This is a genomic window from Nocardioides zeae (genome assembly GCF_010686755.1).
Classification (GTDB): domain Bacteria; phylum Actinomycetota; class Actinomycetes; order Propionibacteriales; family Nocardioidaceae; genus Nocardioides; species Nocardioides zeae.
In genome coordinates this window covers 121,351-143,392 of sequence record NZ_JAAGXA010000009.1, presented here as the reverse complement: position 1 = coordinate 143,392, position 22,042 = coordinate 121,351, and the positions used below count along the sequence as shown (strand labels likewise).

Sequence of the window (22,042 nt, the reverse complement as noted above, 5' to 3'; positions counted from 1 at the left end):
GGCAGTTCCCGCTGCTACAGTCACCCCCGGAAAGGGGTGGTCATGGGCACCGGTCTCATCGGAACACTGGTCTCGCTGGTCGTGGGCGGCACTGTCGCTGCCGTGTCGGTGGTGGGGGTGGTGAGCTCGCAGACGAGCGCGCCGTCGACCTCGCCCGGCGACTCCCAGGCGCCAGCGGCGTCGGTCATCGACTACGGGTCGAACTGAGCCGCGGCGGGCCCCTGCCCGCCGCGCGCCGGCTCCCCCGCACGCCCCGTCGGACCATCGGTCCGACGGGGCGTGCGCACGTCGGGGGTCAGGTGCCCTCGACCGTCGCGCGGAGCACGTCGGCGAACGCCTTCTCCGTCGCGATCCAGTCGAGCTCGGCACTGACGGCCCGGGCGCCGTCGGAGAGCCGGCGACGCTCGACCGGGTCCGTGAGCACGCGGCGCAGCGCCTCCACGAAGGCTGCGCGGTCGTCGGCCAGGATCCCGGACTCCCCGTCATGCACCGACTCGGTGGTACCGCCCGCATCGGCGTAGGCGACGGTGGGCACGCCGTGGGCCCCGGCCTCGCTGACGACGATGCCCCAGCCCTCCTTGAGCGACGGCAGGGCCATCACCCAGCTGGCGGCGTACACCTCGTGCTTGGTGCGCTCGTCGACGTACCCGAGGAAGTCGACCGCGTCCGTGATCCCCCGTTGCTCGGCGAGGTCGACGAGCTCGTCGCTCCACCACCCGTCGCCGACCACGACGAGCCGCAGGTCGGGGAGGTCGGGACGGAGGGCGGCGACGGCCTCGATCGCGTGCTCGACCTGCTTGTGCGGCACGAGGCGGCCGACGACGCAGACCAGCGGCGTCGGTGACCGCCCGGTGGTGACGGCGAGCGGAGGCTCGCAGCCGTTGCGGACGATGTCGATGCGGGAGTCGTCGACGCCCATGCGGACGAGCTCGTCCCGGGTCGCCCGGGAGACGGTGACGTACCGGTCCCGCCGGTAGACCCACGGCGAGAGCCGGCTCTCGATCCACCAGCCGAGGCGCCACGCGAGGCCCGGGAAGATGACCGGCCACTGCTCGCGGTGCACGTGGTGCACGAGCACCACCACGGGACGTCGCGTGACGAGCCGCGCGAGGAAGGGGATGCCGTTCTGCACGTCGACGACCACGTCGGGTCGGCCGAGACGGCCGCGGAGGAGGGCCCACAGGCCGTGGAGGTACACGGTCGTCCGGCTGCCCGCGCGCACGAGACGGACCCCGTCGACGGTCTCCGCCGTGGGGCGGCCGTGGGTGGCGGCGCTGAAGACGGTCACGTGCGCACCGCGCTCGGCGAGACCGGCCGCGACCTGCGTGAGGTAGCGCTCGGCGCCCCCCGCCTCGGGATGCGTCGCGTCGCGCCAGCTCAGGAAGACGACGCTCGTGCCGTGCACCCGGACCCTCCCGCCCACCTGCGGCGACACCCCTCCCGGTGCCGCTGCGGCGCGAGGTTACCGCAGAGTTCGGTTTCGACTAGCCTGCGCTGGTGCACCGACCGACCGCGCCTTCCGGCTACCGTCCCGGGCTCCGCCGATCCGTGCGCCTGGTGAGGGCGTTCCGCAAGGAGCAGACCGAGCCCGACGTCTTCTACGGCGCGCTCGCCGCGGACTCCGCGGAGCAGCTGCGCACCATGACCGACCTCGACGGGGCCCTGCTCCTCGACGTCGGCGGCGGTCCGGGGTACTTCCGCGAGGCGTTCGAGGCGCGCGGGGCGACCTACGTCGCCCTCGACGCCGATGTGGGCGAGCTCGCCGGGCGCGGCGACCCCGACGCGCGGACCATCATCGGGAGCGGCACGGCGCTGCCGGTCGCCGACGGTGTGCTGGACGTCTGCTACTCCTCCAACGTGCTCGAGCACGTCGACCGTCCGTGGGTGATGGCGGAGGAGATGCTGCGCGCGACGCGACCCGGCGGGACGGTGTTCCTGTCCTGGACGGTGTGGTGGGGGCCGTGGGGAGGCCACGAGACGGCGCCCTGGCACTACCTGGGTGGCACCTACGCGCGGCGTCGCTACGCCCGGCGTCACGGGCGGGAGCCCAAGAACCGGTTCGGCGAGTCGCTCTACGCGGTCACGGTGGCGGACGGGCTCCGCTGGCTGGAGCGCCAGCAGGGCGGGGAGGTCGTCGCGGTGTTCCCGCGCTACCTGCCGCGCTGGGCCTGGTGGGTCCTGCGGATCCCGGTGCTGCGCGAGGTGGTCACCTGGAACCTCGTGATCGTGCTGCGGCGACGCGCCGAGAAGGTGTGAATTGGCGCACAGCAACGGGCTGTGTGCTGCTACGTTGAGCCGCCGCGACGGGGATCGTCGTGTCGGAGGGAACGAGGGAGTTGGTCGTGCGCAGGGTGGCAACGTGGGCGTTGTTGTTCGTCGGGTCGTTCCTGGTGGTGGCGGCGTTGGTCGCCCGCCTGTGGGGACTGCCCAACGCGGAGAAGACACCGCTCGACACCGACTCGGACACGCGTCTCTCGGGTGAGGCGAGCGGTCTGGTGGTGCTCGGTGGCTCCGACACCCCGGAGCCGGTGAAGGTCCAGAACATCACCAAGGCCGACTCGGAGCGCTCCGACGACGACGTGATCGTGTTCGTGGCCTACACCTGCGTCGCGGTCGACGAGGACCTCCCGGCGGACGACTACTGCCTCGAGGGCGACGACGAGCGGATCGTGACGATCTCCGAGCCCGACGTGTTCGCGACCGACCGCCACACCGCGGAGGCCGTGGAGAACGGCGACTACGTGCCGGCCGGCACCGACCAGAAGGTCGGCCTCGTCAACAAGTGGCCCTTCAACGTGGAGCAGAAGGACTACGAGGTCTGGGACAGCGTGCTGGGCGCCACCGTCACGGCCACGTTCGAGGGTCGCGAGAAGATCGAGGGCCTCGACACCTACAAGTTCGAGTACACGGTGACCGACCAGCCCGCCGAGATCGCCTCCGGCGTGCAGGGCAGCTACTCGACGGCGAAGGTCTACTGGATCGACCCGACGACGGGCGCGATCATCAAGCAGACGCAGGACGAGCAGCGCACCACCGAGGACGGCACGGTCGCGCTCGACCTCAACGTGGGCTACACCGACGAGACCGTCCAGGCGAACGTCGACGCGGCGGAGTCCAACGGCCGCACGCTGGCGCTGCTCGGCACCTGGGTGCCCCTCGTCGGCGGCATCCTCGGCGTCGTGGCGCTCCTCGTCGGCGCGCTGCTCCTCATCGGTGGCGGCGGCCGCCGACGGGCCGACTCGGCCTGACGCCCCGGCGTCCTGACGCTCCGGCGTCCCTGCTGACCCGTCGCACCCGTGGGTGCGGCGGGTCGGCTGCTCTCCGGGGTCAGCGGCGTCGGCGGGCGATGCGCATCGCCGGTGCCTCGACGAGCCGGTGCGCCACCTCGGCGGCGACCAGCGAGATGCCCAGCACGACGGGGAGGAGCACGTGCAGCGGCGCCTCGCCGTGCTCCCAGCCCACGTTCTGCAGCACGAGGTGCAGCACGACGAGGTGGAGGCAGAACACGCCGTACGAGAGCGTGCCGAGCCGCCGCAGGACCGGGTGGGCGAGCACCCGGGTGTAGAGGCCCGGTCGGGTGAACACGCCGGTGAGCACGACCAGCGAGGCGACCACGAGGTAGACGACCGTCTTCAGGGCGTGCTCGTCGGGCGTCACCCGGGAGAGGGTCGGCAGGCCGAGCACCGGGGAGGCGCTCCACCACATCAGCGCTGCCGCCAGCGCCAGGCAGACGGCGGGCCGCACGGCGAGCGCCTGCGTCCAGGCGAGGGCGCGGCTCCGGCGGCCCGCGCGGACCAGCTCGTACGCCGCGGCGAGCGCCACCCCGCCCGCGAACCACGCGAGGTAGCCGGGGAGCCACAGCTCGGGCTCGCCGTGGGCGAGGACCGCGTCGGTGATCGTGTCGCCGACGGGGATCGTCCCGCCGCCGGGGGAGTCGTGGCTCGGCAGCAGGAAGAACCACGTCACGCTGATCGCCACCATCGCCGCGGTCAGGGCGGCGATGCGAGCCGGGCGCAGGCCCGCGCGCCCGCCACGACCCACGGCGAGCACCATGACGGCGGGCAGCACCGCGTAGAACGCGACCTCCGTCGTCAGGCTCCACAGGTGGGTGAGGCCTCCGGGGAAGCCGGTCTCCACGACGTACGTGCTGGTCAGGGTGAGCGCCGCGACCCGCTCGCGGAGGGTGAGGTCGTGGTTGCCCTCCAGCAGCACGAAGGCCAGCAGCACCGTCACCACCGCGAGCGGGGCGATGCGCCAGATCCGGTGGCGCACGTAGGTGCCGAGCACGGGCGGGGTCGCGCCCGTCCGCGCGGCTGCCAGGTGGGGGCGGGCGAGGAGGAAGCCCGAGAGCACGAAGAACAGGGCGACGCCGACGTCGAGGCGGGCCAGCAGCCAGCCCGTGCGCGTGGGTTCGTAGGCCCCGGCCCAGTAGGCGCAGTGGGTGGTGACGACGGCGACGGCTCCGACGCCGCGCAGGGTGTCGAGCACGGGGAACCACGGGGGGCGCGTCGACCGCGCGGACGACGGCGCGGGTGCCGTCGTGCGTGCTGCGGCGGGCGCGGGCGTCGCTGTCGCGACGCCGGGCAGGGACTCCTCGTTCACTCGACCGACCTCCGTCCGGGGACCACGGTGCCGACCCCCCGGTCGAGGCCGGCAACGACCCGGCCATCGAATGTACGGAGGGGGTGGTGACGGGCGGGGAGGGTCGCGCTCAGCCCAGGTCGGCCACGAAGACCGCCGTGCCCGGCAGGATGCGCCCGCGGGTGGGGGACCACCCCGCCCACACGTGCTCGGCGCCGGCGGGCCAGGTGGGCTCCACCAGGTCCGTGAGCCGGAAGCCGTGGGCGTGGAGCAGGCGCACCCAGTCCCCGAGCGTCCGGTGGTGCTCGACGTAGCGCACCGCCGCGTCGGCGGTCGGGTCGTCCGCGTCGGGGTCGACCTCGACGTACGGCCGGGTGTCCCAGTAGCTCGAGGAGGCGACGAGGCCCTCCGGTCCGGGGTCGTCGGGGAAGCACCAGCGCACCGGGTGCGTCACGGAGAACACGAGCCGACCGGGACGGCGCAGCACCCGGGCGCTCTCGGTGAGCACGGCGGCGGCGTCCGCGACGAACTGGAAGGCGCCGTAGGAGGCGAAGACCGCATCGAAGGTCCCGTCGGCGAAGGGCAACGCGGTGGCGGTGGCCTGGACGGCGGGGACGGTGGTGCCGGAGTCGTCGTCGATGCGGCGGGCGTGCTGGAGCTGGCGGCCCGAGAGCTCGAGGGCCACCGCCCAGGCGCCCTGCCGCACGAGCCAGCGGGAGCACTGCGCGGCACCCGCGCCGAGCTCGAGGAACCGTCGGCCGGGGAGGGAGCCTGCGGTGCCGAGCAAGCGGGCGTCCTCCTCGCGGAGCCCCTCCGGCCCCCAGACGAAACCGGCGTCGCCGAGGAACGAGCCGTGCTCGGCCTGGTAGTCGTCGGCGTGCTCGTCCCAGTCGGCGCGGTTGGCCGCCCGCACCACGGCGTCGTCGACGTGCCGCCGTGCGGGCTCGCTGCTCTCGACCTCCATGCCGCGGACCCTAGTGGCCCCGGTGTTGGACGCTCGCGGGGCGGCGGCGTAGGGTACTCGGAGCGCCAGAGGTCTGCCTGCGTCCCGGACGGAGTGGACCCGTGCTCGCTATCCGCCCTCCTGCGGCTCGTTCGCGGTGAGGGGCTCCACCCTCGGTAGTGAACCAGGACCCTGGCGTGCCCGCACGACTTCTGCCCACCGCAAAGGTTCTTCCTTCCACATGACGAGCAGCATCTCCACCATCTTCGACGCGCCTCAGGTCGCCATCAACGACATCGGCTCCGAGGAGGACTTCCTCGCCGCTATCGACGCGACCATCAAGTACTTCAACGACGGCGACATCGTCGAGGGCACGATCGTCAAGGTCGACCGCGACGAGGTCCTCCTCGACATCGGCTACAAGACCGAGGGTGTCATCCCCTCGCGCGAGCTGTCGATCAAGCACGACATCGACCCCTCCGAGGTCGTCGAGGTCGGCGACAAGGTCGAGGCCCTGGTCCTCCAGAAGGAGGACAAGGAAGGCCGCCTGATCCTGTCCAAGAAGCGCGCGCAGTACGAGCGCGCCTGGGGCACGATCGAGAAGGTCAAGGACGAGGACGGCGTCGTCGAGGGCACCGTCATCGAGGTCGTCAAGGGCGGCCTCATCCTCGACATCGGCCTCCGCGGCTTCCTCCCCGCCTCGCTGGTGGAGATGCGTCGTGTGCGCGACCTGCAGCCCTACGTGGGCCAGACGCTCGAGGCGAAGATCATCGAGCTCGACAAGAACCGCAACAACGTGGTCCTGTCGCGTCGCGCCTGGCTCGAGCAGACGCAGTCGGAGGTCCGCCAGGGCTTCCTCACGCAGCTGCAGAAGGGCCAGATCCGCAAGGGTGTCGTGTCCTCGATCGTCAACTTCGGTGCGTTCGTGGACCTCGGCGGCGTCGACGGTCTCGTCCACGTCTCGGAGCTGTCGTGGAAGCACATCGACCACCCGTCCGAGGTCGTCACCGTCGGTGACGAGGTCACCGTCGAGGTCCTCGACGTGGACATGGACCGCGAGCGTGTCTCCCTGTCGCTGAAGGCGACGCAGGAGGACCCGTGGCAGCACTTCGCCCGCACCCACCAGATCGGCCAGATCGTGCCGGGCAAGGTCACCAAGCTGGTGCCCTTCGGCTCGTTCGTCCGCGTCGAGGAGGGCATCGAGGGCCTGGTGCACATCTCGGAGCTCGCCGAGCGCCACGTCGAGATCCCGGAGCAGGTCGTCCAGGTCAACGACGACGTCATGGTCAAGATCATCGACATCGACCTCGAGCGTCGCCGCATCTCGCTCTCGCTGAAGCAGGCGAACGAGACGGCTGCCGCGGCCGACGCCGACGACTTCGACCCGACCCTGTACGGCATGACCGCGTCGTACGACGCCGAGGGCAACTACATCTACCCCGAGGGCTTCGACCCCGAGACGGGCGAGTGGCTCGAGGGCTTCGACGAGCAGCGCGCGACCTGGGAGGAGCAGTACGCCAAGGCGCACGCTCGCTGGGAGGCGCACGTCAAGCAGCAGGCCGAGGCCAAGCAGGCCGACGCCGAGGCCGGCGAGGCCACGTCGTACTCCAGCGGTGGCGACGAGGTCGCCGGCGAGGAGGAGGGCGGCTCGCTCGCCTCCGACGAGGCGCTGCAGGCGCTCCGCGAGAAGCTGACCGGCGGCGCGTGAGTCGCTGAGGTCGGCCGCTCCGGCTGAACCGACGAAGGGCGCCCATCCCCGCGAGGGGGTGGGCGCCCTTCGCCGTCCCCGGCCCGACACGGGTCGGGATCAGGTCGGGTCGGCGGTGGTGCCGAAGTGTGCGGCCGCGACGGGCTCCGCACGGTCGGGGCTGGACCAGGCGCACAGTCCCGGTGCACCGCGCGCCCGGCGTGCCGGACGTCAGGCGCCGCGGTGGCCGGGGGCGCCGGACCGCAGGACGTCCCGGTACGGCGCGGGGTCGGCCGCGGCGTACCCGATCCCGCCGATCCCGCGCCGCCCGCCCCCGCCCCAGCCCGCCCCCGCCCCGAACAAAGAAAACGCGGACCGGGGGGCTCGAGGGGTCCGCGTTTTCCTCGCCCAGCCCGGGATCGGTCCGCGTTTTCTTCCTAGGGAGGCGGGCGCCCCCGCGGAAGGGGGCGACCTCAGCGCAGCTCGCGACGGGGGGCGAAGGTGTCGTCGGGGTGGGACCGGGGCGGGGTGCCGCGGTCGTCGAGGAGGGCGCGGAAGGTCGCGGCGAACCACACGACGCCGACGAGGGCCAGGAACAGGATCACGAAGGTCATGGCAGTGATCGTGCTACCACTCGATTGCTGCCACGAGTGGCTCGGATGCCGGGGTGCATCGATTTCCTGCCACGCCTGTGCGACGCTGTGAGGGTGCTGACCAACGTGGTGTGCCTCGCCGTCGACGGCCTGGCGCCGTTCGAGCTCGGTGTCGTCTGCGAGTCCTTCGGTCTCGACCGCACCGACGACGGCGTGCCGCTCCTCGACTTCGCCGTGGTCACGCCGCGCCCCGGTCCGATGCGCACCTCCATCCCCGGGTTCAGCATCGCCGTGGAGGACGGCCTCGACCGGATGGAGTCGGCCGACCTGGTGGTCGTGCCCGCCGTGCCCCGCGGCGCCACGACGGAGCCGGTCGTCCTCGAGGCGTTGCGTGCGGCGTACCAGCGGGGTGCGCGCATGCTGTCCGTGTGCTCGGGCGCCTTCGCGCTCGGCGAGGCCGGTCTCCTCGACGGTCGGGAGTGCACGACGCACTGGAGGTACACCGACGAGCTCGCCGCACGGTTCCCGGACGCGCAGGTCGTGCCGGAGGTGCTGTTCGTCGACACCGGGCAGGTCGTGACCAGCGCCGGGACCGCCGCCGGCATCGACGCCTGCCTCCACATCTGGCGTCAGGAGCACGGCGCCGCCATCGCCGGGCTCATCGCCCGGCGGATGGTCGTGCCGCCGCAGCGCGAGGGGGGCCAGGCCCAGTTCATCTCCCGCGCCGTGCCCGAGTGCACGGGGGAGACCCTCGGCCCCCTGCTCACCTGGGTGCTCGAGAACCTCGCAGTCGACCACTCCGTCGAGCAGCTGGCACGGCGAGCCGTGATGTCGCCGCGCACGTTCGCGCGGCGGTTCCGCGACGAGACGGGCACGACGCCGCACGCCTGGGTGACCGCCCACCGCGTGCGCGCCGCCGAGGAGCTGCTGGAGCGCACCGACCTGTCCGTCGACCGCATCGCCGCCGAGGTGGGCTTCGTCAACGCCGCCACGCTGCGGCTGCACTTCGGCCGCGCCCGCGGGGTGAGCCCGCAGCAGTACCGTCGCGCCTTCACCCTCGCCCCCGATCCCCAGCAGGTCGCGGGCTGATCCCACCCGCGGCGGTAGGGTCGGCGCGTGTCCGAGGTCGAGATCACCGTTGCCGGCCAGGCTCGCGTGACCGTGGCGCCCGACCAGGGAAGCATCCGTGGCCAGGTGGTGATCGACGGCGACGACGCCCACGACGTGCTGCAGCGGGTGACGACCTCGGTCCGCGCCCTCGTCGAGGACCTCCGTGCCCTCGCCGACGCGCCCGGCACCGCCCTGTCCTCGTGGAGCGTCGACGACGCCGTCTCCGGCGTCCGCCAGGACTGGACCGCGGAGGGCACGCCTCGCACGGTGCGGTACGCCGCGGCCTCCGTGCGCGCCGCCTTCACCGACGCTCGCGCGCTCGGCGCCTGGGTCACCGCCGCGTCCGGGGTCCCCGGTCTCGCGGTGCACGACGTCCGCTGGTCGCTGCTGCCCGAGCACGAGGCGGAGGTGCGGGCGGGGTTGTGCCGCGACGCTGTCGTCGACGCGGCGCGCCGCGCCGGGGAGTACGCCGCGGCCGCCGGGCTCGCTCCACCGCGCTGGGTGGCGCTCGCCGACGAGGGCATGCTGCACGGCCGGTCGGACACCGTGTTCGCGGCGATGTCCGGAGCGCCCCGCCACGAGGTGCACCACCTGGGTGGGGGAGAAGCGCTGCCGTTCCAGCCCGAGCCGCTCCTGCTGACGGCGACGGTCCACGGCCGGTTCGCTGCCTCCCCCCGTCCTCACGCGGCCCCCGAGCCGTCCCCCCACCCGTCCCCCCACCCGGAGGAGTCCTGACATGCGCGTCGGCCTGACCGGAGGCATCGCCTCGGGCAAGAGCACCGTGGCGGCCCTCCTGCGCGAGCTCGGAGCGGTCGTCATCGACGCCGACCAGCTCGCGCGGGAGGTCGTCGAGCCGGGCACCCCCGGCCTGGCCGGCGTCGTCGAGGAGTTCGGCCCGGACGTGCTCGGCGACGACGGTGGGCTCGACCGTCCCGCGCTCGGGGCCATCGTGTTCGCCGACCCGGAGCGGCGCGCTGCGCTGGAGCGGATCTTGCACCCGCTGATCCGCGCGCGGAGCGCGGAGCTCGAGGCAGCGGCGGGCCCGGACGCGCTGGTCGTGCACGACATCCCGCTGCTGGTCGAGACGGGCCAGCAGGACCGCTTCGACGCGGTCGTGGTCGTCGACGTCCCCGAGGACGTGCAGGTGCACCGCATGGTCACCGACCGCGGCTGGACCGAGGAGGACGCTCGGGCCCGCATCGCCGCCCAGGCCTCCCGCGACGAGCGGCGCGCGGCCGCGACGTACGTCGTCGACAACACCGGGACGCGCGACGACCTCCGTCACCGGGTGACGGAGGTCGTCGCGGAGCTGCGGGAGGGCGCTCGCTGAGGGTCAGGCAGCGAGGTCCGGGTCGGCGAAGCCGCGGAGCTTCTGGAGCGCCTCGCGCTCCAGCTGCCGGACGCGCTCGGCGGAGATGCCGTGCTTGGTGCCGATGTCGGCCAGCTTGTGCTGGCGGCCGTCGGACAGGCCGTAGCGCGAGCGGATGATGTCGGCGGACCGGGTGTCGAGCAGACCGACCAGGCTGTTGAGGCGGTCGCGCGACTCGGAGTCCAGGACGGTCAGGTCGGGCCCCGGGGCCGTCTCCTGCGCCATGAGGTCGCCCAGGGACGTGTCGCCGTCCTCGTCGACCGGGGAGTCGAGGCTGACGTGCTCGCGGCCCCACGACATGAGGTCGGCGACGCGCTCGACGGTCATGCCGAGCTCCACCGCGATCTCCTCGGGCTCCGGGTCCCGGCCGAGCTGGCGCTCGAGCGTGCGACGCGCTCCGCTGACCTGGTTGAGCTCCTCGACCACGTGGACGGGGAGGCGCACGACCCGCGCCTGCTGCGCGATGCCGCGGGTGATGGCCTGGCGCACCCACCAGGTGGCGTACGTCGAGAACTTGAACCCCTTCGCGTAGTCGAACTTCTCGACCGCGCGGATCAGGCCGGTGTTGCCCTCCTGGATCAGGTCGAGCATCGGCATCTGCGACCGGCCGTACTTGCGGGCGATCGAGACGACGAGGCGCAGGTTGGCCTGGATGAAGGTGTCGACGGCACGCTCACCCTCCTCCACCAGCCACTCGAGCTCCTCGCGGGTCGCCGACTTGGGAGCGCCGCCCTTGCGACGGCCCACGCGGCCCGTCTCGAGCAGGTGCTGCGCGTAGAGACCCGCCTCGATCGTCTTCGCGAGCTCGACCTCGGTCACGGCGTCGAGCAACGGCGTCCGGGCGATCTCGTCCAGGTAGAGACCGACGCTGTCGCGACCCTCGATGTCGCGGTCGCCGGTGGCTCGTGCGGTCATGGTGCGTGTGGACATGTGACCCGCCCTCCTCGTCGGTGCAGCGCCGGGGTGGCGCGCCGCACGTGTGGTGTAACTGCTTCGGCACCGCGGGTGTTCCCGATGGGTCCCGGTCACGACCAGTTCCCCGTAGTGCCTCTCGTCAGACCCAGACGTGCAAGAACTCCGCAGAGTTGCCGTAGGAGGCGAATCTCAGGGACTTCTCAGTCCCTGGGGACACGTCTCAGGAGCGGGGCTCCCCAGGGGTGAGGTCGACGTCCGTACGTCGCGGCTCGACGTCTGCCAGACCCATGCGGTCGAGGATCCAGGCGAGGCTGAACGCGCGGTCCCTCCAGGCCTGGTAGCGGCCCGAGACGCCGCCGTGGCCGGCCGCCATCTCGGTGCGCAGGAGCACGTCGCGTCGCCCCACGGCGCGGGCGCGCAGCCGGGCCACCCACTTGGCCGGCTCGACGTAGAGCACCCGCGTGTCGTTGAGCGAGGTCTCCGCGAGCACGGGCGGGTAGTCGATCGCTGCCACGTTGTCGTACGGCGCGTACGCCGCCATCCGCTCGTACGCCGCGGCGTCGTCCTCGGGGTTGCCCCACTCCTCGTACTCGCCGACGGTGAGGGGGAGGGACGAGTCCAGCATCGAGGTGAGCGCGTCGACGAACGGCACGTTCGCCACGACGCCGCCCCAGAGCTCCGGGGCCTGGTTGAGCACCGCCCCGACGAGCAGGCCGCCCGCGCTGCCGCCCTCGGCGACCATCCGCTCGGGCGTGGTCCACCCGGTGGCGACGAGGTGCCGGCCGCAGGCGATGAAGTCGGAGAAGGTGTTCTGCTTGTGCTCCATCTTCCCCTGGTCGTACCACCGGCGTCCCATCTCGCCGCCGCCGCGCACGTGGGCGATCGCGAAGACGCCACCGCGGTCGAGCACGGAGAGCCGGGCGATGGAGAAGTACGGGTCCATCGACGCCTCGTAGGAGCCGTAGCCGTAGAGGTGCAGCGGGGCCGGGGTGCCGGCGGCGACGGCCTCGGCGACCTCGCGGCGAGCGACCAGCGAGATCGGCACCCGCTCGCCGTCCTCGGCCTCGGCCCAGAGGCGCTGCTCGACGTAGTCGGACGGCTCGTAGCCCCCGAGCACGGGCGTGCGGCGCAGGAGGTGCAGCGAGCGGTCGCGCACGTCGTAGTCGTAGACCGACGAGGGGACCGCGAGCGTCGTGTAGCCGACGCGGACGGTCGGCTGGTCGAACGCCGGGTTGCCCCCGGACTCGATCGTGTAGAGCTCGTCGTCGAACGAGACCAGGTAGTCGTCGCCCAACCCGGTCGCCGACTCCGCCTCCGCGGGCAGCTCGATGATCCGCAGCTGGGTCAGGCCCTCGCTGCGCTGGTGGACGACGAGGTGGCCGGCGAAGGCGTCGACGGCCTCGAGCCGCACGGCGGGGTCGTGCGGGACCAGCGGCGCCCAGCCGTCGCGGGCCGTCGGCTCGACCGGCGCCACGCCGATCTCGAAGTCGGGTCCGGTCGCGTTGTGCAGGACGAGGAACACGTCGCGCCCGCCGAGCCGGGCGTGCTCGATGCCGTACTCCACCCCGTCCACGCGCTCCGCGAACACCTGGAAGCCGGCGTCCGGAGCGTCGAAGTCGAGGAAGCGGCACTCGGTGGTGGTCTTCGACCCGCTCACCACCAGGAGGAAGCGGTCGCTGCGCGAGCGGCCGATGCCGGTCCAGTACCGCGCGTCGGTCTCGTGGAACACCAGCTCGTCGTCGGCCTGGGCGGTGCCGAGCACGTGGCGCCACACCTTGTCGGGTCGCCAGGTGTCGTCGACCGTCGTGTAGTAGCAGCTCGTCGAGTCCCGGCTCCACGTGACGCCGCCGAGCACGCCCGTCAGCTCGTCGTCCAGCAGGCCGCCGGACGCGAGGTCCTTGAACCGCACCGTGTAGCGCTCGTCGCCGACCGTGTCCGTCGCGTAGGCCAGCAGCGTGGTGCTGGGGCTGATCGACGAGCCACCCAGGGAGAAGAAGTCGTGGCCGTCCGCCAGCGCGTTGAGGTCGAGGAGCAGCTCCTCGCCGGGCAGTGCCGGCTCGTCGGGCGAGCAGTCCGCCGCGGGCCGGGGCGGCGTCCAGTCGGACTCGTCGGCCACCGGGACGCGGCAGGACGCGCCGTACTCCCGGCCCTCGAAGGAGCGCGAGTAGTACCAGTACCCCCGGTTCCGGGTGGGCACGGAGAGGTCGGTCTCCTGCGTGCGGGCCCGGATCTCGTCGAAGATCGTGGCGCGCAGGTCGGCCAGGTGGGCCGTGCGCGCCTCGGTCCACGCGTTCTCCGCCTCGAGGTAGGCGATCACCTCGGGGTCGTCCTTGTCGCGCAGCCAGTCGTACTCGTCCGTGCGCTCGTGGCCGTGGTGCACCGTCGTCACGGGACGGGCAGCGGCGACGGGGGGCTGAGCGGGAGCGCCTTCGTTCTCGACCATGCCGCGAGGCTAGGCCATGTCGCCCGACGACTCCCCGGGCTCCTCCACAGGCAGCACGGCACCCGGGTCGTCCCGTGGGTCCACCAGCGGGTCGGCCAGCGGGTCCACCAGCGGGGTCGGCCGCAGCCAGGGGCGCAGGGCCGGGTCGTCGGCGCGGAAGGAGCGCACGGGGCCGGGTGGGGACGTCGCGGTCTCGAACCGCACGGTCACGACCCCGCGCCCCGCGCCCCAGACCCAGCCGCGGCCGTGCTCGTCGTGCTCGACGTCCGCACCGGCGGCCCACTCCCGCGGAGGTTCCGGCGCCGCACCCTCGGGCGGTGCCGCGGCGGTCGTCGCCTCCTCCGGCGACGCGTCGTCGGCGGGGTCGGTCTCCACGGCGACGGCGACCTCCGGCTCGAGCACGCTGAAGAGGTCGTCCTGCACCCAGTCGGCGAGGCCGGACACGCCGACACCGAGGAGGCGCACGCCGCTGCGCACGTCGCGCTCGGCGGCGCCGACGAGGTCGCCGAGCAGCGTGCGCGCGACCCGCGCGATCGGAGCGGCGGCGTCGACCGGGGCGGGCAGGGTCGCCGACCGGTTGAGGGTGGTGAAGTCGGAGAAGCGCACCTTGATGGTGACGGTGCGCCCCGACAGGCCGGCCGCGGCCAGCCGGGTCGCGACGCCCGTCGCCTGCCGGGTCAGCACGTCGGCCATGACGGCCGGGTCGGTGATGTCGTGCTCGTAGGTGCTCTCGACGCTCACCGACTTCGCCTCGCGCTCCGCGACCACGGGGCGGAGGTCGTGGGCGCGAGCCAGCTCGTGCAGCGAACGCCCGTGGGCGGTGCCGAGCTGACGCACGAGCTCGTCGACGCTCAGCGACTCCAGGTCGGCGACCGTGCGCACCCCGGCGCGCCGTAGCCGCTCGGCCGTCGCGGGCCCGACGCCGGGGATGACGGAGACCGCCATGGGGCGGAGCAGGTCCTGCTCGGTGCCCGGCGCCACGACGACCAGCCCGTCGGGCTTCTCGAGGTCGCTGGCGATCTTGGCGACGAGCTTCGAGGTGCCGATCCCGACCGACGCGGTCAGCCCGCCCGTGGCCTCGTGCACCCGGGCGCGCAGGGTCTCGGCGAAGGCTCGCACCGACGCCGGCTCGAGGTCGGGGAGGAGCGGGTCGTCGGCGGCGGCGAGGTCCACGAACGCCTCGTCGAGCGACAGCGGCTCGACCAATGGCGACACCGAGCGCAGGATGCCCATCACGACGCCGCTCGCCTCGCGGTAGGCGTCGAAGCGCCCCCGCAGGTACGCCGCGTGGGGACACCGCGCCCGGGCTTCGCGCGTCGACATGGCGGAGCGCACGCCGAAGGCGCGGGCCTCGTACGACGCGGTCGCCACCACGCCCCGTCCGCTGGTGCCGCCCACCACCACCGGCTTGCCGCGCAGCGACGGCTTGTCCCGCTGCTCCACGGCGGCGAAGAAGGCGTCCAGGTCGAGGTGGAGGATCGAGGCGTGCGCCCGCCGTCCCGCCGCACCCGCCCCGGGCGGGACCGGGGACGCTGGCGACGGGGGTGGCACCCGACGAACGGTAGTCGGCCCGCTGGTCGTCCACAGGACGCCCGTACGGCGCGGTCGTCCCCAGCCGCCGGATCGGCGGGGAGGAGGCGGCGCCCGCGGGGGAGAGCCCCCCGCATGACCACCGACGACCGCACCTCCGCCCCGGACCCGTCCGCCCCCTTGACCCTCCGCCTGCGCACCCCCGACGACCTTCTCGCCACGGTCCCCGTGGTGCTCGGGTTCGAGCCCCGCCACTCGCTGGTGCTGCTCAGCTTCGGGGCGGGCGGGGGCGCCCCGTCCGACGCCGCCGAACGAGGCCCGTCGGGACGGGGCCCGTCGGGACGGGGCCCGTCGGGACGGGGCGCGACCGGACCGCACCTGAGGATCGGGCTGCCCGCGCCCGACGACCCGCCGACGGCTCTCGCCGAGATCGTCGAGGCCGCCGTCGCGCCGTGCCGACGCCACGGGGTCGCATCGGTCGCGGCCGTGGTCTACACCCCCGACCCGCAGCTCGGCGCGGCCACCGCCGCCCGGCTCGAGGCGTCGTGCGCCGCCGCGGGCATCAGCGTCCTGGCGCTGCTGCGGGCCGACGGGGAGCACTGGTACGCCGCGGGCGACGCCGCCAGCGCCGAGGGCGGAGCGGCGCCGTACCGGAACGAGAGCCATCCGGTGCGGGCCGCGGCGGTGCTCCACGGGCGCGTCGTGCTCGGGAGCCGCGAGGAGCTCGCGAACCTCCTGGCACCGGCCGGGGACGAGGTGCGGGGCCCGGTCGCCGCCGCCGTCGCGGCCCGAGGTGCTCCGCGCCCCGGGCCGGCCGAGTCCCGGTGGGTGGGGGAGAGCGTCGCCCGGGCGGCGCGCTCGGGCAGACCGCTCGCGGTGGAGGACGCCGCGCGGCTCCTCGTCGCGCTGCGCCTCGGTCGGCACCGCGACGCGGCGTGGGCCGGCGTGGGTCGCGGTGAGGCCGCGGCCCACGTCGAGGTGTGGCTGGACCTGGTGCGCCGCGCGCCGGACGGGTGGCGGTCGGGGCCGGCCGCGCTCGCCGCCCTGACCGCGTGGCTGGACGGGTCGGGCGCCCTGGCCTGGTGCGCCGTCGACGTGTGCCTCGACGAGGAGCCGGGTCACCCCCTCGGCCGTCTGGTGCGCGACTTCCTCGAGGCGGCGGCGCCACCGTCGTGGTGGGAGGAGGTGACCGGGGCGCTCGGTGACCCGGCGTGAGACGTCGCCGTGTGCGGGCCCGGCGTGCGGACCGGGCCACTACGCTGCGGACATGGGCGAGGAGGTCGATCACCAGGAGTTCTCGCGGGCCGATCGCACGCGGCACCGGGAGAAGGTCCGTCGTTCGCTCGACGTGCTCGCGAGCATGCTGCGCGAACCGGCGTTCGCCGCCGAGGACCCGATGACGGGCCTCGAGGTCGAGCTCAACCTCGTCGACGCGCAGGAGGAGCCGTCCCTGTCGAGCGCCGAGGTGCTCGACGCGGTCGCCGACCCCGACTTCCAGACCGAGCTCGGGCAGTTCAACGTCGAGATCAACGTCGCGCCCGCCCGGCTCCGGCCCGCGGCCCCCGGTGGCCCGGGCGGCCTCACCGTGTTCGAGGAGTCGCTGCGGCGCAGCCTCAACGACGCGGAGGCGGCCAGCGCGCCGCTGGGCGCGCACCTCGTCATGATCGGCGTCCTCCCCACCCTGGGGCACGGTCACATGACGCCGGCCTCGCTGAGCCCCAACCCGCGGTACGCGCTGCTGAGCGAGCAGATCCTCGCGGCGCGGGGCGAGGACATCGTCATCGACGTCAAGGGCGTCGAGAGGCTCGAGACCGCCACCGACTCGATCGTCCCCGAGGCGGCGTGCACGAGCACGCAGCTCCACGTGCAGACCTCGCCGGAGGACTTCGCGCCCTACTGGAACGCCTCCCAGGCCATCTCGGGCATCCAGCTCGCGCTCGGGGCGAACTCGCCGTTCCTGCTCGGTCGTGAGCTGTGGCGGGAGACCCGCATCCCGCTCTTCGAGCAGGCCACCGACACGCGCAGCGAGGAGCTGAAGGCGCAGGGCGTGCGGCCGCGGGTGTGGTTCGGCGAGCGCTGGGTGACCTCGGTCTTCGACCTGTTCGAGGAGAACGTGCGCTACTTCCCGGCGCTGCTGCCCATCGTCGACGACGAGGATCCGGCGGCCGTGCTGGCGGAGGGCGGGGTGCCGTCGCTGGCGGAGCTGCGGCTCCACAACGGCACGATCTACCGCTGGAACCGGCCGGTCTACGACATCGCCGACGGCGTGCCGCACCTGCGCGTCGAGAACCGGGTGCTGCCCGCCGGCCCCACGGTGGTCGACACCATGGCCAACGCCGCCTTCTACTTCGGGCTCGTGCGCGCCCTCGTCGAGGAGGACCGGCCCGTCTGGTCGCGCATGTCGTTCAGCGCCGCCGAGGAGAACTTCCACCTCGGGGCACGCCACGGCATCGAGGCCGAGGTCTACTGGCCCGGCGTGGGTCAGGCCGCCGCGACCGAGCTCGTGCTGCGCCGGCTCCTGCCGCTGGCCCACGACGGTCTGCTGGCCTGGGGCGCCGAGACCGCCGAGGCCGACCGGCTGCTCGGCGTCATCGAGCAGCGCTGCCTGCAGGGCACCAACGGTGCGGAGTGGTTCGTGCGCCGGGTGCACGCCGAGACCTCCCTCGAGCGGCCCGAGGCGCTGCGCCGGGCCCTGCGCGACTACCGCGAGCACATGCACTCCAACGAGCCGGTGCACACGTGGGAGGTGCCGGCCGCGCGCTGAGCGGCGGCGCGCCGGTCCGCCTCACCGCGGTCGGCGGTCGCGGAGCCGCCGCCAGGTGCGCCCGTGACCCCGTGCCGGGTCGGCCCACCCGTGCCGGGTGACGACGACGAACGGGACGGGACGCCCGATCTCGGCGCCCGCCGCCCGCACCGCTCGCGACCATGCCTGGTCCTCGTCCTCCACCCCCGGCTCGCCCGGGCGGGTCAGCCACACGAGGGGCGCCGGGCCCGCCGCCGCGAGGAGTGCCGCCAGCACGTCGGTGCGCAGGGCGTGGTCGTCGAGGTCGGCGGCCGCGAGCGAACGCTGCCGGCCCGGCCGCCCGACGTGCACCACGGGCGGGAAGGTGCGGTGGCGGCCCTGGGCGATGAGGTCGAGGACCAGACCGCGCAGCTCGTCCGGGGACGTGCCCTGCGGCACCTCCCCGGTCCCTGCCCCGGTCGTCGTTCCCACCCCGACAGCCTGCCGCCGCGCCGCGTCCGGCGCGAGCCGTTCTCCACAGCGGTGCGATCGGCTAGCGTGCGAGCAGGTGCGCGGGGTCCCGCGCTCGCCGCCGTCGAACCGAGGAGGTCGCCGTGACGACGATCGTGGTGGGGTACGTCGCCAAGCCGGAGGGGGAGGCCGCGCTCGGCCGCGCGCTGGAGGAGGCCGCCCTGCGCGACGCCCGCATCGTGCTCGTGAGCTCGACCCGGGGCGACCACGTCGAGACCGGCGTCGACGCCGCCCGCGCGCGCCTGGAGGCCGCGGGGGTCCCCCACGAGGTGCGGGTCAGCACGAGCGCGTTCGACCCGGCGGAGGACCTGCTCGCCGTGGCCGAGGAGGTCGGCGCCGACCTCATCGTCATCGGGCTGCGCCGCCGTACGCCGGTGGGCAAGCTCCTGCTTGGCAGCAACGCCCAGCGGATCCTGCTCGACGCCCACGCCCCCGTGCTCGCGGTGAAGGTCGGCGCCTGACCGTCGCCACGTCCGGTGGCCCCGTCGAGCGCGTGGCGGACCCGTCCGGGCACCCGACCGCGGCGCTGGGCGCAGCGACACGCCACGGTCTGGGGCAGGATGGTCGGCATGGCCATCCAGATCACCGGTGACGCCGAGGCCGACCAGGTCCTCGACACCGACCCGTTCGCCCTGCTCGTCGGGATGATGCTCGACCAGCAGTACCCGATGGAGCACGCGTTCCGTGGACCCGCCAAGGTGCTCGACCGCTTCGGCACCCTCGAGCCGGCACGGATCGCCGCCGCCGACCCCGAGGAGTTCGCCGCGCTGTGCGCCACGACGCCCGCGATCCACCGGTTCCCGGGCTCGATGGCGGCCCGCCTCCAGGAGCTCGCGCGCATCGTCGAGGACGAGCACGGCGGTGACGCCTCGCGCATCTGGACCGAGGCGACGTCGGGCAAGGACCTGCTCAAGCGGGTGATGGCGCTGCCCGGCTTCGGCAAGCAGAAGGCCCAGATCTTCGTCGCCCTGCTGGCGAAGCAGCGCGACGTGCGTCCGGACGGCTGGGAGGCGGCGGTGGGGGACTACGCGCTCGACGGGCACCGCTCTGTGGCCGACGTCGTGGACGCCGACTCGCTGCAGAAGGTGCGCGACTACAAGAAGTCGAAGAAGGCGGCGGCGGCCACGGGCTGACACCCCGCCACGTCCCGGCACGACGACGCCGGCCCCTCCGCCGGAGCGGGGGTGGCCGGCGTCGTCGCGTCGGGACGGCGAGCGGGCTCAGGCGGCGAGCGGGCTCAGGCGGCCGAGCCCACGGCCTCCCGCAGCTGCTTGAGGATCCCGGAGAGCAGGCGCGACACCTGGGTCTGCGTCACGCCCAGCTCGTCGGCGATCTCCTGCTGGGTGCGGTCCTGGAAGAAGCGCATCACCAGGATGTGGCGCTCCCGTGCGTCGAGCTGCCGGAGGGCGGGCTGCAGCGTCGTACGCATCTCCACGACCTCCTGCTCGCGCTCGGGGTCGATCGCCTGCTCCGCGGGCCCGGCCTGGCCGAGCGGCAGGGGAGCGTCGAGCGAGACGGGCCGGAAGCAGCCCTCGGCCCGCAGCGCCTGCCGGACGACCGTGACCGGGATGTCGAGCTCCCGGGCGATCGCCTCGTCGGGCACCCGGTCACCGTGGTCGCCGGCGAGCCGGTCGCGGGCCCGGATGACGGCGGACTGGTTCTCCTGCACGTCCCGCGGGGGACGCACCATCCAGCCGAGGTCGCGGAAGTGCCGCCGCAGCTCGCCACGGATGCAGGGCACGGCGTACGTCAGGAAGTCCTTGCCCTGACCGGGGTCGAAGTGGCTCGCGGCCCGCACGAGGGCGAGGTAGGCCACCTGCTCCAGGTCCTCGAGGGGGATGCCGCGGTTGCGCTGTCGCGCGGCCAGTGCGCGGGCGACGCCCATGTTGGCCACGACCACCTCGCGCAGGGCCGCGTCGCGGGCGGCCTCGTCGGGCGCGGTCTCCGCAGCGTGGAGGTGCGTGGTGGTGGCAGCGCGTCGTACCTCGCGCTCGTCGCGCCGTGGGGTGGCGGGACGGGGTGCGGTCGGGGCCGGGGTGCTGCCCGTGCCGATGGTCGGAAGGAACGAAACGGTCGTGCTGTCCTGCAAGAGCATCCTGAGTCCTGGTCCACTCGGGTGCCGTCCAGCCGCTGGCTTGAGCTGGTGTGGGGGCGCCGTGGCACCGCTTGGTCGAACGTAGCCCTTGCGGCTGGTCCAGACCAGGAATATCAACAAAGAATTTCTGGCGTGTTGAGGATGTCCCGGTCGGGCGACCTCGGCCGGGCAGGTCTGGTCGTCCGATCGAGGGGTACTGGCGGTGCGCACGGGCGGGCCCGTGCGCAGCCGACCGACCAGAGGAGTGCGCATGCAGCTGCCCCGTCCCCGCGGCCCCGTGAGCGCCGCCGTCATCGGCGCGCTGCGTGGCGGACCGTTCGACGCGGCGGCCGTCACCGCCGCGACGCCCGCTGCCGGGCTCCGGGAGGCGGACGTCCAGCTGGCGCTGTGGACGGCCTACGAGGTGGGCTACCGCGGCTTCGACGACGCGGACCCCGACGCGGAGCGCGACCTGCGGGTGCTGGCATGGCGCAAGGCGGCGGAGGACCTGCTCGAGGCCGACCTGCGAGCCCGCACGTCCACCATGGTGGACGAGGCGCGGGCCGGGGGACGCTCCGTCGCGGACCGCATCGCCGCCCTGGTGCGCGACGCCCCCGGCGCGCCCCTGACGCGCCACCTGCAGAAGCACGCGACGCGGGAGCAGTTCCAGACCTACCTCGCCGACCGCAGCATCTACCACCTGAAGGAGACGGATCCCCAGGTGCGCGTGCTCGGCTGGATCGACGGGCCGGCGAAGGTCGCGCACGCCGAGCTGCTCTACGACGAGTACGGCGGCGGGCGGCCCGAGCGGCTGCACTCGCACCTGTTCGCCGAGGCGATGCGCGCGGCCGGGCTCGACGCGACGTACGGCGCGTACATCGACGCCGTCGACGCACCCACCCTGGTGTCCAACAACGTCATGTCGCTCTTCGGGTCGCAGCGGCGACTCCGCGGGGCCGCCCTCGGTCACCTGGCGGCGTTCGAGGCGACGAGCACCGACCCGTGCCGTCGCATCGCCGCGGGAGCCGAGCGCGTGGGCTTCCCCGACGCGGTGGCGGCCTACTTCCACGAGCACGTGGAGGCCGACGCCGTCCACGAGCAGGTCGTGCTGGGGGACATCTGCGGCACGGCGGTGGCCGCGGACCCCGCCATCGAGGACGACGTGCTGCTGGGCGCCGCGACCTGTCTCCTCGTCGACGTCGAGGCGGCGCAGGCGCTCCACGACCTGCTGGTCGCCGACGAGCAGCGCCCGCCGGCACCGCTCCGCGTCCTGCGCGGCGAGCGGGCGGCATCGTGACCGGCCCCCGCCCGGACCGCCCGGACCGCCAGGCGCGTTCGGACCGGCCCGCCGACCCGGTGCGCGTGCGGCTGTGCCCGGGAGGGCCGTTGCTGGTGCGCGGGGCGCAGGAGGTGCTCGACGCGGACGGTGTCGCGCACCCGGTGGAGCGTCCGGTGGTGGCGGTCTGCGCGTGCGGTGCGACCGGACGGGCGCCGTGGTGCGACGGCACCCACGCGCGCATCGGCCCGCGGCGCTGAGGGTCCGC

At 73.9% G+C, this 22,042-nt stretch carries 22 protein-coding genes; 13 read left to right on the top strand and 9 right to left on the bottom strand.

The window, feature by feature from the left end; all coding sequences use genetic code 11:
• Window positions 1-42 precede the first annotated feature (42 nt).
• Window positions 43-207, top strand: a complete 165-nt coding sequence (locus G3T38_RS13990) for a hypothetical protein (RefSeq protein WP_163772926.1) — start codon at window positions 43-45, stop codon at window positions 205-207.
• Window positions 208-295: 88 nt separating this feature from the next.
• On the opposite strand, the gene G3T38_RS13985 is transcribed toward G3T38_RS13990, so the two are convergent.
• Window positions 296-1,405: a glycosyltransferase family 4 protein gene (locus G3T38_RS13985; RefSeq protein WP_338037655.1), complete on the bottom strand. Its 1,110-nt coding sequence runs from the start codon at window positions 1,403-1,405 to the stop codon at window positions 296-298.
• A 92-nt stretch (window positions 1,406-1,497) separates the two neighbouring features.
• Between G3T38_RS13985 and G3T38_RS13980 the strand changes: the two genes are divergently transcribed.
• Together G3T38_RS13980 and pgfA are read left to right on the top strand one after the other, a co-directional pair.
• Window positions 1,498-2,256, top strand: coding sequence for a class I SAM-dependent methyltransferase (locus tag G3T38_RS13980; RefSeq protein WP_338037654.1), 759 nt, complete (start codon window positions 1,498-1,500; stop codon window positions 2,254-2,256).
• A gap of 86 nt (window positions 2,257-2,342) precedes the next feature.
• The gene (pgfA, locus tag G3T38_RS13975) at window positions 2,343-3,248 is read left to right on the top strand and encodes a cell envelope lipid trafficking protein PgfA (protein WP_163772924.1); all 906 of its coding nucleotides are present in this window, start codon (window positions 2,343-2,345) and stop codon (window positions 3,246-3,248) included.
• Between the two features lie 79 nt (window positions 3,249-3,327).
• Here pgfA and G3T38_RS13970 read toward each other — a convergent pair whose 3' ends face one another.
• Window positions 3,328-4,602: an acyltransferase family protein gene (locus tag G3T38_RS13970; RefSeq protein ID WP_163772923.1), complete on the bottom strand. Its 1,275-nt coding sequence runs from the start codon at window positions 4,600-4,602 to the stop codon at window positions 3,328-3,330.
• A gap of 109 nt (window positions 4,603-4,711) precedes the next feature.
• A complete protein-coding gene (locus G3T38_RS13965) occupies window positions 4,712-5,545 on the bottom strand; it encodes a class I SAM-dependent methyltransferase (RefSeq protein ID WP_163772922.1) in 834 nt (277 codons plus the stop codon).
• Window positions 5,546-5,765: 220 nt separating this feature from the next.
• On the opposite strand from G3T38_RS13965, the gene rpsA reads away from it, so the two are divergent.
• Window positions 5,766-7,232, top strand: a complete 1,467-nt coding sequence (gene rpsA, locus G3T38_RS13960; RefSeq protein WP_163772921.1) for a 30S ribosomal protein S1 — start codon at window positions 5,766-5,768, stop codon at window positions 7,230-7,232.
• Between the two features lie 452 nt (window positions 7,233-7,684).
• Here rpsA and G3T38_RS13955 read toward each other — a convergent pair whose 3' ends face one another.
• Entirely contained in the window at window positions 7,685-7,825 is a 141-nt protein-coding gene (locus G3T38_RS13955) for a hypothetical protein (RefSeq protein WP_163772920.1), read from the bottom strand.
• 93 nt (window positions 7,826-7,918) lie between these two features.
• Between G3T38_RS13955 and G3T38_RS13950 the strand changes: the two genes are divergently transcribed.
• Genes G3T38_RS13950 through coaE form a run of 3 tightly spaced genes read left to right on the top strand, consistent with a single transcriptional unit; the run spans window position 7,919 to window position 10,244 of the window.
• The gene (locus G3T38_RS13950; RefSeq protein ID WP_338037653.1) at window positions 7,919-8,893 is read left to right on the top strand and encodes a helix-turn-helix domain-containing protein; all 975 of its coding nucleotides are present in this window, start codon (window positions 7,919-7,921) and stop codon (window positions 8,891-8,893) included.
• A gap of 27 nt (window positions 8,894-8,920) precedes the next feature.
• Complete coding sequence (locus G3T38_RS13945; protein WP_163772918.1) at window positions 8,921-9,649, top strand: SIMPL domain-containing protein; 729 nt, start codon at window positions 8,921-8,923, stop codon at window positions 9,647-9,649.
• A 1-nt stretch (window position 9,650) separates the two neighbouring features.
• Window positions 9,651-10,244 (top strand): dephospho-CoA kinase, encoded by a 594-nt coding sequence (coaE, locus tag G3T38_RS13940; protein WP_163772917.1) that lies wholly within the window; start codon window positions 9,651-9,653, stop codon window positions 10,242-10,244.
• Window positions 10,245-10,247: 3 nt separating this feature from the next.
• Here coaE and G3T38_RS13935 read toward each other — a convergent pair whose 3' ends face one another.
• The 3 genes from G3T38_RS13935 to G3T38_RS13925 all read right to left on the bottom strand — a co-directional run bounded on the left by G3T38_RS13935 (window position 10,248) and on the right by G3T38_RS13925 (window position 15,192).
• Window positions 10,248-11,213 (bottom strand): sigma-70 family RNA polymerase sigma factor, encoded by a 966-nt coding sequence (locus G3T38_RS13935; RefSeq protein WP_163772916.1) that lies wholly within the window; start codon window positions 11,211-11,213, stop codon window positions 10,248-10,250.
• 205 nt (window positions 11,214-11,418) lie between these two features.
• Entirely contained in the window at window positions 11,419-13,641 is a 2,223-nt protein-coding gene (locus G3T38_RS13930; RefSeq protein ID WP_163772915.1) for a S9 family peptidase, read from the bottom strand.
• Between the two features lie 9 nt (window positions 13,642-13,650).
• Window positions 13,651-15,192, bottom strand: a complete 1,542-nt coding sequence (locus G3T38_RS13925; RefSeq protein ID WP_163772914.1) for a DNA polymerase IV — start codon at window positions 15,190-15,192, stop codon at window positions 13,651-13,653.
• Window positions 15,193-15,306: 114 nt separating this feature from the next.
• Here G3T38_RS13925 and G3T38_RS13920 point away from each other — a divergent pair, with 114 nt between their 5' ends.
• Both G3T38_RS13920 and G3T38_RS13915 read left to right on the top strand, forming a co-directional pair.
• Window positions 15,307-16,386 carry a DUF4192 domain-containing protein gene (locus G3T38_RS13920; protein ID WP_163772913.1) on the top strand — a complete coding sequence of 360 codons (1,080 nt, stop codon included), beginning with the start codon at window positions 15,307-15,309 and terminating at the stop codon, window positions 16,384-16,386.
• A 52-nt stretch (window positions 16,387-16,438) separates the two neighbouring features.
• The gene (locus tag G3T38_RS13915; RefSeq protein WP_163772912.1) at window positions 16,439-17,935 is read left to right on the top strand and encodes a glutamate-cysteine ligase family protein; all 1,497 of its coding nucleotides are present in this window, start codon (window positions 16,439-16,441) and stop codon (window positions 17,933-17,935) included.
• Window positions 17,936-17,956: 21 nt separating this feature from the next.
• Here G3T38_RS13915 and G3T38_RS13910 read toward each other — a convergent pair whose 3' ends face one another.
• The gene (locus G3T38_RS13910; protein WP_163772911.1) at window positions 17,957-18,385 is read right to left on the bottom strand and encodes a hypothetical protein; all 429 of its coding nucleotides are present in this window, start codon (window positions 18,383-18,385) and stop codon (window positions 17,957-17,959) included.
• Window positions 18,386-18,507: 122 nt separating this feature from the next.
• Here G3T38_RS13910 and G3T38_RS13905 point away from each other — a divergent pair, with 122 nt between their 5' ends.
• A complete protein-coding gene (locus tag G3T38_RS13905) occupies window positions 18,508-18,885 on the top strand; it encodes a universal stress protein (RefSeq protein WP_163772910.1) in 378 nt (125 codons plus the stop codon).
• A gap of 108 nt (window positions 18,886-18,993) precedes the next feature.
• The gene (locus G3T38_RS13900) at window positions 18,994-19,557 is read left to right on the top strand and encodes an HhH-GPD-type base excision DNA repair protein (RefSeq protein WP_163772909.1); all 564 of its coding nucleotides are present in this window, start codon (window positions 18,994-18,996) and stop codon (window positions 19,555-19,557) included.
• Window positions 19,558-19,661: 104 nt separating this feature from the next.
• On the opposite strand, the gene G3T38_RS13895 is transcribed toward G3T38_RS13900, so the two are convergent.
• Window positions 19,662-20,519, bottom strand: a complete 858-nt coding sequence (locus G3T38_RS13895; protein WP_163772908.1) for a sigma-70 family RNA polymerase sigma factor — start codon at window positions 20,517-20,519, stop codon at window positions 19,662-19,664.
• Between the two features lie 250 nt (window positions 20,520-20,769).
• Between G3T38_RS13895 and G3T38_RS13890 the strand changes: the two genes are divergently transcribed.
• Together G3T38_RS13890 and G3T38_RS13885 are read left to right on the top strand one after the other, a co-directional pair.
• On the top strand, window positions 20,770-21,795 hold the full coding sequence (locus tag G3T38_RS13890) for an iron-containing redox enzyme family protein (protein ID WP_163772907.1): 1,026 nt from the start codon (window positions 20,770-20,772) through the stop codon (window positions 21,793-21,795).
• Window positions 21,792-22,034 (top strand): CDGSH iron-sulfur domain-containing protein, encoded by a 243-nt coding sequence (locus G3T38_RS13885; RefSeq protein ID WP_163772906.1) that lies wholly within the window; start codon window positions 21,792-21,794, stop codon window positions 22,032-22,034. The genes G3T38_RS13890 and G3T38_RS13885 overlap by 4 nt, the downstream gene beginning before the upstream one ends.
• Window positions 22,035-22,042 lie beyond the last annotated feature (8 nt).